Annotated in this window: 13 protein-coding genes; 7 read left to right on the top strand and 6 right to left on the bottom strand. The window is 49.0% G+C overall.

Annotated features, from left to right (window positions below; all coding sequences use genetic code 11):
• Positions 1 to 132 precede the first annotated feature (132 nt).
• Positions 133 to 2,061 (top strand): nucleoside-diphosphate sugar epimerase/dehydratase, encoded by a 1,929-nt coding sequence (locus H7F15_RS16825; RefSeq protein WP_185198159.1) that lies wholly within the window; start codon positions 133 to 135, stop codon positions 2,059 to 2,061.
• Between the two features lie 928 nt (positions 2,062 to 2,989).
• Positions 2,990 to 4,633, top strand: coding sequence for an ABC-F family ATP-binding cassette domain-containing protein (locus H7F15_RS16820; protein ID WP_185198158.1), 1,644 nt, complete (start codon positions 2,990 to 2,992; stop codon positions 4,631 to 4,633).
• 76 nt (positions 4,634 to 4,709) lie between these two features.
• Here H7F15_RS16820 and H7F15_RS16815 read toward each other — a convergent pair whose 3' ends face one another.
• Positions 4,710 to 4,961: a hypothetical protein gene (locus H7F15_RS16815; RefSeq protein WP_255481295.1), complete on the bottom strand. Its 252-nt coding sequence runs from the start codon at positions 4,959 to 4,961 to the stop codon at positions 4,710 to 4,712.
• Between the two features lie 180 nt (positions 4,962 to 5,141).
• The gene (locus H7F15_RS16810; protein ID WP_185198156.1) at positions 5,142 to 5,714 is read right to left on the bottom strand and encodes an NADPH-dependent FMN reductase; all 573 of its coding nucleotides are present in this window, start codon (positions 5,712 to 5,714) and stop codon (positions 5,142 to 5,144) included.
• Positions 5,715 to 5,880: 166 nt separating this feature from the next.
• On the opposite strand from H7F15_RS16810, the gene H7F15_RS16805 reads away from it, so the two are divergent.
• The 3 genes from H7F15_RS16805 to H7F15_RS19570 are packed head-to-tail and all read left to right on the top strand — an operon-like array spanning position 5,881 to position 7,218.
• Complete coding sequence (locus tag H7F15_RS16805) at positions 5,881 to 6,681, top strand: HipA family kinase (RefSeq protein ID WP_185198155.1); 801 nt, start codon at positions 5,881 to 5,883, stop codon at positions 6,679 to 6,681.
• Entirely contained in the window at positions 6,659 to 7,042 is a 384-nt protein-coding gene (locus tag H7F15_RS16800; RefSeq protein WP_185198154.1) for a DUF3037 domain-containing protein, read from the top strand. The genes H7F15_RS16805 and H7F15_RS16800 overlap by 23 nt, the downstream gene beginning before the upstream one ends.
• A gap of 53 nt (positions 7,043 to 7,095) precedes the next feature.
• Positions 7,096 to 7,218, top strand: coding sequence for a hypothetical protein (locus H7F15_RS19570; protein ID WP_255481294.1), 123 nt, complete (start codon positions 7,096 to 7,098; stop codon positions 7,216 to 7,218).
• Between the two features lie 73 nt (positions 7,219 to 7,291).
• Here H7F15_RS19570 and H7F15_RS16795 read toward each other — a convergent pair whose 3' ends face one another.
• Positions 7,292 to 9,763, bottom strand: coding sequence for a TonB-dependent receptor domain-containing protein (locus H7F15_RS16795; protein WP_185198153.1), 2,472 nt, complete (start codon positions 9,761 to 9,763; stop codon positions 7,292 to 7,294).
• A 393-nt stretch (positions 9,764 to 10,156) separates the two neighbouring features.
• Entirely contained in the window at positions 10,157 to 11,713 is a 1,557-nt protein-coding gene (locus H7F15_RS16790) for a YdiU family protein (protein ID WP_185198152.1), read from the bottom strand.
• A gap of 191 nt (positions 11,714 to 11,904) precedes the next feature.
• Here H7F15_RS16790 and H7F15_RS16785 point away from each other — a divergent pair, with 191 nt between their 5' ends.
• Positions 11,905 to 12,105 carry a hypothetical protein gene (locus tag H7F15_RS16785; RefSeq protein ID WP_185198151.1) on the top strand — a complete coding sequence of 67 codons (201 nt, stop codon included), beginning with the start codon at positions 11,905 to 11,907 and terminating at the stop codon, positions 12,103 to 12,105.
• 43 nt (positions 12,106 to 12,148) lie between these two features.
• Here the strand turns inward: H7F15_RS16785 and H7F15_RS16780 are convergent, their stop codons facing one another.
• Positions 12,149 to 12,571, bottom strand: a complete 423-nt coding sequence (locus tag H7F15_RS16780; protein ID WP_185198150.1) for a hypothetical protein — start codon at positions 12,569 to 12,571, stop codon at positions 12,149 to 12,151.
• A gap of 127 nt (positions 12,572 to 12,698) precedes the next feature.
• A complete protein-coding gene (locus H7F15_RS16775; RefSeq protein ID WP_185198149.1) occupies positions 12,699 to 13,034 on the bottom strand; it encodes a hypothetical protein in 336 nt (111 codons plus the stop codon).
• 280 nt (positions 13,035 to 13,314) lie between these two features.
• Between H7F15_RS16775 and H7F15_RS16770 the strand changes: the two genes are divergently transcribed.
• A complete protein-coding gene (locus tag H7F15_RS16770; protein ID WP_185198148.1) occupies positions 13,315 to 13,998 on the top strand; it encodes a hypothetical protein in 684 nt (227 codons plus the stop codon).
• Positions 13,999 to 14,102: the final 104 nt, after the last annotated feature.

The raw sequence follows: 14,102 nt of genomic DNA, 5'->3' as shown, positions 1-14,102 counted from the left end.
GCAGGATTAAACAAAACTAATAACAGGTTTTGGAGTTGTATCAAAACTGCCGATACTGCCTTAACAAATTGCACAGAAGTTGCGTAACTTGTCATCTGTTTAGCGATGGCAATAGCCATTATTCACCCATACATGAAAACATTTTTACTTAATAAGTCATTACCTAAATGGATCATTTTACTGATCGACCAGGTAATTACCAGCTGGGCATTTGTCTTTTCTTTTCTGCTCATTCGTCAGTTCGAATTTACTGATCTTTTAAGAGGCCATTTTACGATCTATGTAGGGTTGTACTGCCTTGTTTATCTAGCTGTATCGTTTGCCATGCGCATTCATACTGGTTTGATCCGTTATTCGGGCACGGATGATATCTACCGTATCTTTTCGGCTGTTTTTATTTCCAGTGTAGTTTACGGTACGGCGGTTGCCTTATTTGTAGGGCCGATGTTCCATCTGCGCTCGGTAAACATCTTTGTTGTACTGCTGGTCAACTTCTTCATTTCTTCGTCCCTGCTGATCATGCTGCGAATAGGGGCCAAAGCACTTTTCTATTATATCAAACGCAGCACAGGTGGAGTAAGAGAAACGGTTCTGATCTATGGCGCTAATGGGTTTTCGCTGCTGGTAAAACAGGCATTGGAAACGAGCGGCATGGGCCGATATAATATTGCAGGTTTTATTGACGATAACCCGAGTAAGGTTGATAAATCGATTCAACAGATACGTGTTTACCGCAGCAAAGACATAAGAAGGTTGCATAATAGCCTTGGCGTTGAAAAATTACTTATTCTTAGCGAAGATCTGAAAGCGCCATCTAACCAGAAACTTGTAGAAAGAGCGATAGAACTTGGTGTAAAAGTGCTGACAGTGCCGCCAACCTCTGAGTGGATGTCCGGTAACCTGCGCATGAACCAGATACAGGACCTGAAAATTGAAGATCTGTTGCAGCGTCCACCGATCGTGATCGAGAACAAGAAACTGTACCGCGACCTGAAAGGTAAGCGCGTGCTGATAACAGGCGGAGCCGGATCTATTGGTTCTGAAATAGTAAGGCAGGTACTTAACTACAAACCGGAAACAGTTATTATCTGCGACCAGGCAGAATCTCCGTTGCACGAGCTGCAATTAGAAATAGAAGAGCATTTCCCAGATGCTGACATCAGGTTATGTATCGCTGATATTCAGAATTTTAACCGGATGTACGCGCTTTTTAAAGAGCATACCCCACAGATTGTTTACCACGCTGCTGCCTACAAACATGTGCCGATGATGGAAAATAATCCTTCAGAAGCCTTATTAACGAATGTGTTAGGCACTAAAAACCTGGCAGACCTGTCGATTACGTTTGAGGTGGAGAAATTTGTGATGATCTCTACGGATAAAGCGGTAAACCCGACCAACATTATGGGAGCTTCGAAGCGCATTGCTGAAATTTATATTCAGTCGCTGAACAAAGTTAGCCAGCAAGCCCCTCAGGATGGTACTGCTCTTAGTGAGAAGCAAACACGTTTTATCACGACCCGCTTCGGGAATGTGCTTGGCTCCAATGGTTCGGTAATCCCAAGGTTCCGTTCTCAGATACAGAAAGGTGGCCCTATCACTGTTACGCATCCGGATATCACCCGTTATTTTATGACCATTCCGGAAGCGGTACAATTGGTGCTGGAAGCCGGAACGATGGGACAGGGGGGCGAGATCTTTATATTTGATATGGGTGAACCGGTGAAGATTGTTAACCTGGCAAATAAGATGATCAAGCTGGCAGGTCTTACACCGGGTGTTGATATTGATATCGTATACACAGGCCTACGCCCAGGAGAGAAACTGTTTGAAGAGTTGCTGAACGAAGAAGAAACAACGATCCCAACACATCACCATAAGATCAAGATCTCGAAAGTGCGGGAGTATAAGTATGGCAAAGTTGTAAGTGACGTTAACGACCTGCTTTCCCTTTGCAAGAACGGTGATGAGTTAGAAGCTGTAAAGAAAATGAAGTCAATTGTCCCGGAGTTCCTGAGCAAGAATTCAAGATTCGAGGAGCTTGATGCGGTAACGGAGTAACGTTTAGACTATCAAGAACAAAAGCCCTATCAGCCTAGCATGTCAAGGTTGATAGGGCTTTTGTTTTTAGTTTGCTCAAGGAAGGGTAGGGCTTTCTGCAGGGGCTATAGTTGCAGCTTTATCACCCATATAGTACCCTCATAGGGACAATCTGTACCTTTACTATAGATTCAGCAAGTCGTCTTATAGTTGCCGGTTTCAAATCACCCCTGCCCCTCAGAGCTACGCTCGCTACCTTCGAAATCGCTTCTCGGTAGTCCAAGGAGGGGAACTCTGATACTGCTATAGATTCAACTATTGTTCTATAGGTACAGACCAGGAGCAGGCAGGCGCAGCCTGCCCCAAGAAACTATAGCCACGAGAAAAGATGATCTGCCCTAACCAAGAGCTAACACATCAACTATAGCCGAAGTCGTAACTATCGAATGTGATAACAGTCTTTGGGTTGAGCGCCTTGTAGATTTCCGGTGGCGCAGCTATTGCGACGTCAGGAGCAAAGGAAATGTACACCGCGCGATGCCCGAAAACGGGGCCTCCCGGCCCGGGAGGGAGCCAAGCTAACTATAGCATGATAGGCTCTTAGAGCTCCCAGGATTGGAAGAAGCTATAGAATAGACGGCTTTTTTCCAGCAGTAGGCAAAACCAACTATAGAAAGATAGCTCGTGAGATCCAGATGTAAGCTGAGATAGATTTCTCACTATGTTCGACATGACAAAAGAAAGGCCTCTTACATTTACTCTGGATGACAAAGAAGAACTATAGAACGATAATCATACATCCATTCTGAAAATCTCTTATTCCCAAGTCAAACAGATGAAACCTTTTCCTTTACATTTTCCTTACTCCACGGGGATAGCAAACCAGCTATAGTTTGTAGCGCATAAATCAGAAGATTACCCCTATCTTTGCAGCCTTAACTATTAATGTATGATTTCAGTTGACGCGGTGGCAGTGGAGTTTAATGGCTCTACGCTGTTCAGTAACGTTTCTTTTAACATCAACGAAAACGACCGGATTGCCCTGATGGGGAAGAACGGTGCCGGTAAATCGACACTGCTTAAAATTATTGCAGGGGTGGGGAAACCTACTCGTGGTAAGATCTCGGCGCCGAAGGATGCGGTGATTGCCTACCTGCCACAGCATTTGCTTACAGAAGACAACTGCACCGTTTTTGAGGAAGCTTCCAAAGCGTTTGGGAAAGTGCTGGAGATGAAGGCGCAGATGGATGAGTTGAACCGTCAGCTGGAAACCCGTACCGATTACGACTCGGATGACTACTATAAGCTGATTGAGCAGGTGTCGGAACTGGGGGAGAAGTACTACTCGATTGAAGAGATTAACTACGACGCCGAAGTTGAGAAAACACTTAAAGGCCTTGGCTTTAGCCGTGAAGATTTTAACCGGTCGACCAATGAGTTTAGTGGGGGCTGGCGAATGCGTATTGAGCTGGCAAAGATACTGCTGCAGAAACCGGACCTGATCCTGCTGGATGAGCCGACCAACCACCTGGATATTGAATCGATACAGTGGCTGGAGGATTTCCTGGTGAACAACGCGAAGGCGGTGATCGTGATCTCGCACGACAAGACCTTTGTAGACAACATTACCAACCGAACTATAGAAGTTACCATGGGCCGTATCTACGACTACAAGGTAAACTATAGCCAGTATTTACAGTTACGCAAAGAACGACGCGAGCAGCAGCAGAAACAGTACGACGACCAACAGAAAGAGATTGCGGAAATTACGGCCTTTATCGAGCGCTTTAAAGGCACTTACTCTAAAACGCTGCAGGTACAGTCCAGGGTGAAGATGCTGGAGAAGATGGAACTGGTGGAAGTGGATGAAGTAGATACTTCGGCACTGAACCTGAAATTCCCGCCGGCGCCGCGCTCCGGTAATTACCCGGTAATTGCTGAAGGCCTGACCAAAAAATATGGTGACTATACGGTTTTTAAAGATGCATCTCTGACGATTAACCGGGGCGAGAAGATTGCTTTTGTAGGCAAAAACGGCGAAGGTAAATCCACGCTGGTGAAAGCCATTATGGGGGAGATCGATTTTGAAGGAAACCTGCAACTGGGCCATAACTGCATGATCGGGTATTTTGCCCAGAACCAAGCATCGTTGCTGGATGAGAGCCTGACCGTTTTCCAGACGATAGATGAGATTGCTGTGGGTGATGCGCGCACGCGTGTAAAAGACCTGCTGGGCGCTTTCATGTTCAGTGGCGATACGATCGAGAAGAAAGTAAAAGTACTATCGGGAGGGGAGAAGACGCGATTGGCAATGATAAAGCTGTTGCTGCAACCGGTTAACCTGCTCATACTGGACGAACCAACCAACCACCTCGATATTAATACCAAAGATATCCTGAAAGACGCCCTGAAAGCGTTTGATGGAACGCTGATACTGGTATCGCATGACCGAGATTTTCTGGATGGCCTGGCTACCAAGGTGTTTGAGTTTGGCAACAAGCGCATCCGCGAACACTTCGAGGATATCAACGGTTTCCTGCGCAACAAAAAGATGGAGAACCTGCGTGAAATAGAGCGAACCGTAACCAGGTAACTATAGTTGCCACTCTAAACAAAAAGCGCTGCCTAAACTATAGGCAGCGCTTTTTGCTTCAGGTAGCTGGTGCTACTTAATGTCTGTCTTTATCTCTGTCTTTGTCGTGGTCTTTATCGGCATCAGCATCCACGGTCTTGGTGTGGGTAGTGGTGTCGTATTCCACAACTGTTTCCGTTACTTCATATTCAGTCGGTACCGAGTCGCGGTCTACTACTACTTTGTTGTCCTCGGCTTCCAGGCTGGTATCGTTATGGTTGCTTCTTTCGCAGGCCATCATTCCGACGGAGCCAATCATGAACAGACCTGCAGCTATTATCTTTTTCATTGCTTTCATAGTTTATTTTATACTTTAAACATACAGCATCCGCAGGGTATACCTGTACGTGCTTTATAGTTTGTACGATATTAAGGCAGTAAATGATTTATAGTCTGCCACCAGACCGCCCCTTGATACGCTGCAAAACATCCACTCTAACTATAGTTTAAGTTGGCTATAGTTTAAAAGCTATAGTTGTGGCTTTGCCTCCATACGGCTTCTGGCTTCGATACACCACAGCAGTTCTTCTATAAAGTGCCTGGCCCTTTTCTCGGTGGTGGCTCTGTCTGTCGGGGTGCCGTGCTCGTCGTAATTAGTTTGTGCTTCTGGCACCGGAAACCTGGCAGGTACTACCCACGCCCGTATTTTCCAGAGCGAAAACTGAAGCGACATGATGACCTGTGTGCCACCAAACACCCCATCCGAAACAGTAGCAATCGCGACAGGTTTGCGATGCCATTCCTCGTAGAGCAGGTCAATCACATTTTTCAGGCTGGCAGGGTAGCCGCCGTTGTATTCCGGCGTAACTATAAGCACCCCATCCGCTCTCCGTATCTTTTCTGCAAAATCAAGGGTTTGCGCAGCGGGGTTCTCCTGGTATTGCAGGCGCTCTTCAAAAACCGGGAAATTGTACTGTTGCAGGTCCAGCATTTCGGCGGTGCCCAGGTTGTTGTTTTTTATAAATTGCTGAAAGAACAACGCAACGCGGTGCGAGGTGCGGCCGGTGCGCACGCTGGCGGAGATAATGGCGATGTGTGGCATACATTATTCAACTGATTACCTCCTGAAACTGCTAAATGCGCATGCAAGTTGCCGGCCCTGGAAGCGCAACTATAGTTTATTTTCAGAAAATCGCTTTAACTTCGGGCAAACACACGCACGGCACGTACCTATAGTTTCTGTTTGAAGAGGGAAGTGCGTAAAAGCCATGATGAACAAAGAATCACAGATACGGAAAGTGCAGGTAACCCGCTACGTTACGCCGCTGCGCGAAGGGGGCTCACTGCCAGCCATCGTGGAGGCCGACGACGAGTTTATGTACGTCCTTAAATTCCGGGGAGCAGGGCAGGGCATAAAAGCGCTGATCGCCGAACTGATCTCCGGGGAGATTGCCCGCCGGCTTGGTTTCCGGGTACCCGAAATTGTTTTTGTTGGGCTGGACGAAGCTTTTGGCCGCACCGAGCCCGACGAAGAAATACAGGACCTGCTGCGCGCCAGCGAAGGCCTGAACCTGGGGCTGCATTACCTGTCCGGGGCCATTACATTCGATGCGCTGGTCACCACAATAGAGCCCGAACTGGCTTCTAAAATTGTATGGCTCGATAGTCTGATCACCAACGTAGACCGCACTCCGCGCAACACCAATATGCTGATGTGGCACAAAGAACTATGGCTGATCGACCACGGCGCTTCATTGTTTTTCCATCATGCCTGGCAGAACTGGGAAGAGCAGGCTAAACGCCCCTTCGCCCAGATAAAAGACCATGTACTGCTGCCGCAGGCCGGAGAACTGGAAGCTACCAATGCTGCCTTTAAAGCGCTACTTACCCCGGCTGTGGTGCAGGCTATAGTTGACCTGGTACCCGATGAGTGGCTGGACCAGGTAGAATCGCCGTTTGAGAGTGCAGCGGAGCACAGGCAGGCGTATGTACAGTTTTTGAATACCCGCATCGCAAATTCAGAAATATTTACCACGGAGGCCCAACATGCAAGGAAAGCACTTATTTGAGTATGCTGTTATCCGGGTAGTGCCCCGGGTAGAGCGGGAAGAGTTCCTGAATGTAGGCGTTATCCTGTATTGCCGCGACCAGGGTTTTCTGCACACACTGTACACCTTAAACGAAAGCCGGCTACTGGCCTTCGCTCCGCACCTGGACATGCAGGAACTACAGGACCGGCTACAGGCATTTGAGCGGATCTGCTGTGGCCGCAGAGAGGGTGGCAGAATAGGGGAGCTGGGCATAGCCGAGCGCTTTAGGTGGCTTACAGCAGCACGCAGCACCATTGTACAAACATCGCCGGTACACCCCGGCCTGTGCACTGACGCCAACGAAACTCTGCACAAACTTTTCCGGCAACTGGTTCTGTAAACTATAGTTCAGGCAATGTCAACCCCTTATTGCTGGCGCGGGAAATTATTTCCGTGACGAACTATAAGATCGAATCTCAGATTCAACTGTGCCAGAAACCAACTATAGTTGGATACGGGGTGCAGATCCCGGACATATTACTGGACGAGTACACCCGTGCTATAGTTTGCATATAAATTCTAAAACAAAGAAGCCGCTCCTGAGTAGGGGCGGCTCTTTTGTATTACAAACTAAAACAAACTATACATATTAACTGCCGGCGCGGTTCTTTTCATCTTCGGCGCCACCGGTTCTGCGACGCGACGGAGCTACCTGCGATTTACCGAACCGGTAACTGAAGCTCAGAGTGGCTACCCGCGAGTCGCGGCTTTGATGAAAGGTTTCGGTGTAGGACTCGGTAAAGGTGTGCCCTATAGTTTTGTTGGTGTAAAAGATGTCGCTTACGTTCAGTTTCAGGCTGGCTTTTTTATCCCAGAACTGCTTCTGAACACCCGCCGAGGCAAACCAGATCGGTTCTATGTCCATAAAGGCATAAGCTTCCGCTGTTCGGTACACCCCAACCAGCTCAGCAGACCAGCCTTTGCCCATGGTAAAGTTGTTGTTGGAGTTGATGCTGAAGCTTGGTTGCCCGTTGCGCAGCTCGGTGTTGGCTAAGTTGCCGCGGTACAAACTATAGAAAACGGTACCATTGTTTACGCTGTTAAACCAGTTGCCCACCGAAAAAGGAAGCGTCACCGAAAGGGCATAGTAGTCAAAGCGGGGCAGGTTCTCGAACGATTGCTTCACGATCTTGCTGCTCTTCTCCGGATCCTCTGCGTTCGTTTCCTCAACAGGCTGCAGTACCTGCACAATGGCATCGGTGGTGTAGCTGTAGCTGAGCTTGGTAACAATACGCTGGTCAAAGGTATGGGTCAGCTCAAAGTTGTAGGATGTTTCGGGGTCAAGGTACGGGTTGCCAGACGAGTATGTGCTTGGGTCCAGGTAGTTCTTGAACGGATTCAGCTGGTTATACGACGGCCTGTTGATGCGGCGGCTCAGCGAAACGCCCAGGTCATGCTTCTTGCTGACATTATAGCCCAAAAATGCACTCGGGAAAAGCTGCGTATAGTTGCGGTCCAGGTTGCGCTCAACTTCATCTACCACTTCGGCCAGTTGCTCGCCTTCGGCAATGGTATTCTCTACGCGCAGGCCCAGTTGCAGGCTCACTTTATCCCATTTGCCGGAAGCGTTCAGGTAAGCGGCATTTATGTTTTCGTCATACAAAAAGTGGTTGCTCTTATCCGTATCGAACACGTTGCCACCATTGCTGCGGTCATAAAATTCCAGGTTATTGTCGGCGCGTACCAGGCTGCTTTTTAAACCTGCTTCCAGACGACCATTTATACTGTTGAGTGGCTGGGCATAATCTGCTTTGGCCGATTGTATGGTCAGTTTACCATCCAGGGTGCCGTACAGCAGATCAGGGCTGCGCTTCAGGGTACCTTCCGGGGTATAAGTTCTGGTATCGAAGTCCTGGAAATCAACGTTCTGGTACACAATGTAGTCAATGTCGGCGCTTATCTCACGGCCTGTTGTGTCAATGGTGTGTTTCAGGTTCAGGTTAATGCCCTGGTTCTGCCGGTCGTGGCCGGCATCGGCAGTAGTTATAAAGGTTGAGTCGATGTTCCCCTGGCGGTCAAGGCCGTCGCCGTGGTTAAGGTTTGTACGGTCAATGCCTGTGTAATAGCCGCTGGCAACCAGGCCAACTATAGTTTTAGGAGAGATAAAGTAATCGGCGCCGGCGCGTATGTTGTGGGTGCTGAACTGGAAGTCGAAGCGGTTGCGCTGGTCGTAGGTGCCGGTTATGTTTTTGTCGTTGTCCAGGAAGTTGCGGTAAATATCCAGGCGCGTAAAATCATCGCGGTACACGTAGTTATAGCTGCCAAATACGTTCAGTTTTTTTGCGCGGTGGTTCAGCTGCAGGCCTTGGTTGGTCTTAAACTTCTCGCCATATCCAAACGAAGAGCTAACACTTCCGTTGGTGCCCAGGCTTTTGTCGCGTTTCAGTTTTATATCGATGATGCCTGAATTACCTGCCGCATCGTACTTGGAAGACGGGTTGGTGATCAGTTCGATCTTTTCTACTGAGTTGGCTGATAAACCACGCAACACGTTGGCCAGTTCGGCGCCTGTCATCGGCACCTGCTTGCCATCTATCATTACAATTACACCGCTGCGGCCGCGCATAGCAATGTTGTCGTTCTGGTCTATAGTTACGCCGGGCGCTTTTTCCAGCACTTCCAGGGCCGTGTTGCCGGCCGCTGCAATGCTGTTCTCCACGTTCAGTACGGTTTTGTCCAGGTGCTGCTCTATCAGCGGGCGCTGGCCTTCCACAACCACTTCGCTCAGGGCGGTGCTGTTCTGCTGCAGCACAAGGTTATCCAGTTGCACTGTGCCGGAGGTTTCGGTAATGTTCAGTACGGGCGTCATGATGCGGGCATAGCCCACCATGCTGGCCACTACCCGGTATTTTCCGGCGGCAATGCCATCAAACATAAAGGACCCCGATTCTTCGGAGAGTGCGCCTTTTACCAGCGATGAATCTGCAGCATGTAATAGCAGCACGTTGGCATACCCTACCGGATTTTTAGCGCCGTCGAGCACTTTGCCCTTAATGCTTGCCTGCTGTGCGCTCAGGTTGGTAAATACCAGCAGCAGGAGCGGGAGTAATAATTTCTTCATAGTTTCAGATGTGTTTGGTTATAGTTTTATTTGTCTGGGATAGATTTAAAAGACAGCTCATCTATAGTTTTTAGAAATCCGCCTTTTCAACTCTTGTGCCAGTTTTATAAGTTGTTGTATTACAGTGTTTTGTAATTTATTTTATAGTTTTGTTCTTATCTGTAACAGGTGTATTGTGTATGAAAACGGACAGCAATTCGTCTGAAAATGGACAATGCCGCCCGGTTTATAGTTGCCTGCTGAAGAAAGAGTAAAAGTTGGGAGAGAGGTTGCACCGCTGCAGGTACTTTAACAAAACTTTAACTAAAGTTGCCCCGGGCTGTGTAGCCTGAACCATAAAAAAGCCGCTCCTGCAAAACAGGAGCGGCTGTAACATCTGGAAGCAACTATAGTTTATGAGCTGCACGACAGCATGGAGCATCCGGCTTTTTGCGAGGCCCATTCCGGACGCGTCTGGAAGAACTCGTCGTACTTAGTGCTGTATGGTTCTTTTATAGCTTGCTGTAGTTTCCGGAACAAAGTGTTATCGCCGCGTTCCAGTTCTTCAATGGCCTGGTGCAGGAGGTAATTGCGCAGCACAAACCGTGGGTTGGTTTTGCGCATCAGTGCCTGCGAGGCGGCACGTGTGATCGTGTTCCGGTTGAGGCGCTGCAGGTAACTTGTTATTAAACTATAAAGTTGCTCGCTTTGCTCCGGTGTCAGGTCGTTGTACAGGCTGTCTTTAAAATGTTCGGCTACCGCTTCTGCATTTTCCATGCAAAGCGGCAGGTCGATCAGCAGCTGGAAAAAGATCGTCATATCCGGCTTTATAGTAGCCAGCGTCTCCTCAAACTGTGTTACCAGGGTTGTGTCTTCGTTCGTGGTCTTGTCCAGTCCCAGTTTGTTGCCCATCATCTGGTAATATTTCTGCCAGTACAGTTCCTTATAGCTTTCCAGAGCAGGCAGTAGTTTATCTTTTGCTACCAGTGGCAGCAGGGCAGCGGCCAGGCAACCTAAGTTCCAGTAGGCAATGCCGGGCTGTTTACCAAAGGCATAGCGGCGGCCCGGCAGGTCGGTAGTATTGGGTGTAAAATCAGGGTCGTAGTCATCTACAAACGAGTAGGGGCCATAATCTATCGTCAGCCCAAGCACCGACATGTTATCGGTGTTCATTACACCATGCACAAACCCGACGCGCTGCCACTCCACCATCAGGCGGGCGGTGCGCTCTACTATCTCCTTAAACCAATCCAGCACGCGGTCTTCGCCCTGCAGGTGTGGGTAGTAACGGTCAATGGTCCAGTTTACCAGGTTGGTCAGGTTTTCGGTTTCCTTGCGGGCATTCAGCATTTCAAAATTACCGAACCTTAAAAAGCTGGGCGCCACGCGCATCACAATGGCCCCCGGCTCGTAGGCGGCGTTACCATTGTAAAACATATCGCGCAGAACAGGCTCACCGGTTGCTACCAGGCTAAGCGCACGCGTAGTGGGTACACCTAAATAATGCATGGCTTCGCTCATCAGGTACTCGCGCACGCTCGATCGCAGCACGGCACGGCCATCGGCACGGCGCGAGTAAGCGGTTGGCCCGGCACCTTTCAGTTGCAGCTCATAGGTTTTGCCAGCTGTGGTTTCCCATTCGCCTAAGGTTATAGCGCGGCCATCGCCTAACTGCCCGGCCCAGCTGCCAAACTGGTGGCCGGCATAGCAGGCCGCATAAGGGTACATGGTATCAGTCACCAGGTTGCCACCCAGTATATCCAGTTCCTGCTGGTCGGCAGGTTTTTGTATGCCCAGTTCCTCAGCCAGTTCATCAGACCATGCCAGCAGACTTACTTTCTCTACAGGCGTTGGGATGGCTTTGCTGTATAGTTTGCCCGGGGTCTGGCGGGGTGTCAGGTTGCCGCTATCGTCGCCCGGAAAAGTGCTTACAAATTCCTGCTTATATTTTTTTGAGCGGAGGCTCTCCATTGTTCTCTCTTTTTAGTGGTAAATAAGCTGCCGGTCTGTAGTTGCAATACAGGCAGCTAATGGTAACAATCCTGTGCCTGAAATAGTTGTGCCGGAGCCATTTAAACTATAGCTGGCCGCGTATACTTTGTTATATCCAATAAGCGGAACCTGACGTATGTAGTAGGAACTGAATTAAAACGCTACGAAACATGGAAAATAACCTTCAGAATACATCGCTGAAAAGCCTGATACAAGACCCTTCCCGACTGGCTGATATCATGAAAGACCCTTCTAAATCGGGGCTGGATTTTTATAACGGTCTGTCGGTAAAGGAAAAGCAGTATTTATTGTTTGCTGCTGCTGCAGGCCTCATCGGGTACGCCATTTACCTGGGGCGCCAGGACGGCTGATAAGCCCCTTCAGAAGGTATGAGCAGAACACTCATACCTTTTTTTATTTTCTGCCTTTTCCTTTTTTTGCTTTGTTCTGTGCGGCTTTCAGCTCTTTAAATTCCTCGTTGTCCACCGTAACGGTATAATATAGTTCGGTCAGGATGTTCAGGTCGGCATCAAAATCATACGTAACCGTCAGGGCCAGTTCTTTATTGGGGTTCAGCTCGTATTCGTCTTCGCCAACCTTGTCATATACTTCAAATTCGTATTCGCCTTCTTCCAGCTGCTTGTTTGGTATGCGGGCCAGGCAGTCGCCGGTAATCACAACGGGCGTTTCAGGTTCCACTACCAGGTCGAAGGGCTGGTAATATTTGCCGTCTTTTTTCAGCGTGATGTACTCTACACGGTCTATGTGCAGTTCAATGTGCTTGTTGGCGCTGTCGCGTTTGGTTTTAATATCCTGTAGGTTGCCTGTCAGTTTCATGGTTGCTATGTTGGCTGTAGGTATAAACCAGCTATAGTTTACACCGCGAAGATAAGAACTATAAACCACTCTATGCGAAAAGACCCGACATTGGCCGGGTCTCTTGTCTGTCAAATAGCCTGTTGATTTACTTATGTGCGATGTCTTCGTCGGCGCGGCCTTTCTTGCCTTGCAGTGTACTGGCATTTGGCTGGTTATTGCGGAACTCCTTGTCGGTGCTGTCGGCGCCGCGGGTGGTAGTGGTAGGGTTCTGGTTAGCTCCCTGCGGGCTGTCGGTGTTCGGGGTGTTTTTTCCGGCTTTGGCACCACCGCTGCTGCCCTCCCGGCTTGGCTTGTTCTCGCCGCGGGTGTTATCGGCACCGCCTGCTACGCCTCTGGTTTGAGTACCCTGGCCTAAGCCGCTTACACCTTGTCCTTTTCTTGAGTTCGGATCTTCTGACACGTTTCTGTTATTACTGCTCATGGTTTGTTTTCAGTTAGGTTTAAGATCAATTTGTTTGCCGCAGGCCTGACCTGCAGTTGTTGTTCTACGCAAATAGCTGGCTCTGGGGCTAAACTATAGATAGCAGGCTGTAGCAGACTATAGTATTTTTACGTTAATTTGTGTGCTCTTTTGGTGAGTTTGAAGGACGGAAAGTAGCCTGCCTGTGCTGGGTGATAAGATTGTTAAAATACTTTTTTAGCGCAGGCAACCCTTTTATAAACGGCCCTGTCTTAGCGGTATAACCCGAGCATCCATTCGTATGAAAAAACATATACCCCTGCTGGCCATGCTGTTGCTGCTGCTCTGGAGCTGCGATAAAACCACCGACGATGTGCTGCCTGCTTCCTTTAAGCAGTTTCAGCTCTACCCGGACGATATCTACATCATCAACGCTAACTCCGACTGGATTAACCGGCTGGATGTGCTGGCAAACGACAGTGTGAAAGTACAGGTAGATGTGACCTACACCGAGCCACTCCACGGCGACCTGCACCCCGAGTTTGACGGCCCGGGCACCATGGGCTACAAACCGCACACCGACTTTGCAGGCCTCGACAGCCTGTACTATACCGTTTGTGTGGGCAAGGATTGCCAGACCGAAAAAGTGCGCCTGATTGTGGAGAAGCCAGGCGACCCGAACGAATGCAAAACCGTATTGGGCCAGGACTCGCTGACCACAAAGAAAAACACGCCGGGCCAGGTAAGGATTTTCCTGAACGACACGATCTGCTTTGGCGAGAACTATGGCGGCAACTCTATCGAGAGCCCAAGGCTGGGTACCTTCGAGACAATAGAATATTCCGGTAGTTACAAGAACACCATTTATGTGTATTACCCGCCGAAGGATTATGTGGGGCAGGACTCTTTCCGGTACAGGGTGTATACCAGCCGCGACCGCTCTACTTACGAAGAAGTTATAGTTACCGTAACCGTAACCGAGTAACATGAAGCGGAGTAGGGCTAGCTGCCACGCCACTGTTTTTGCTGCAAAAGCCGCAGGTGCAAACCCGGGGCTTTTGGTGTTTCTGCGACCTATAGTTTCTCTGC

Origin of the sequence: Pontibacter sp. Tf4 (genome assembly GCF_014212495.1) — a bacterium.
Classification (GTDB): Bacteria; Bacteroidota; Bacteroidia; order Cytophagales; family Hymenobacteraceae; genus Pontibacter.
This window is presented reverse-complemented; position numbering and strand designations above follow the sequence as displayed.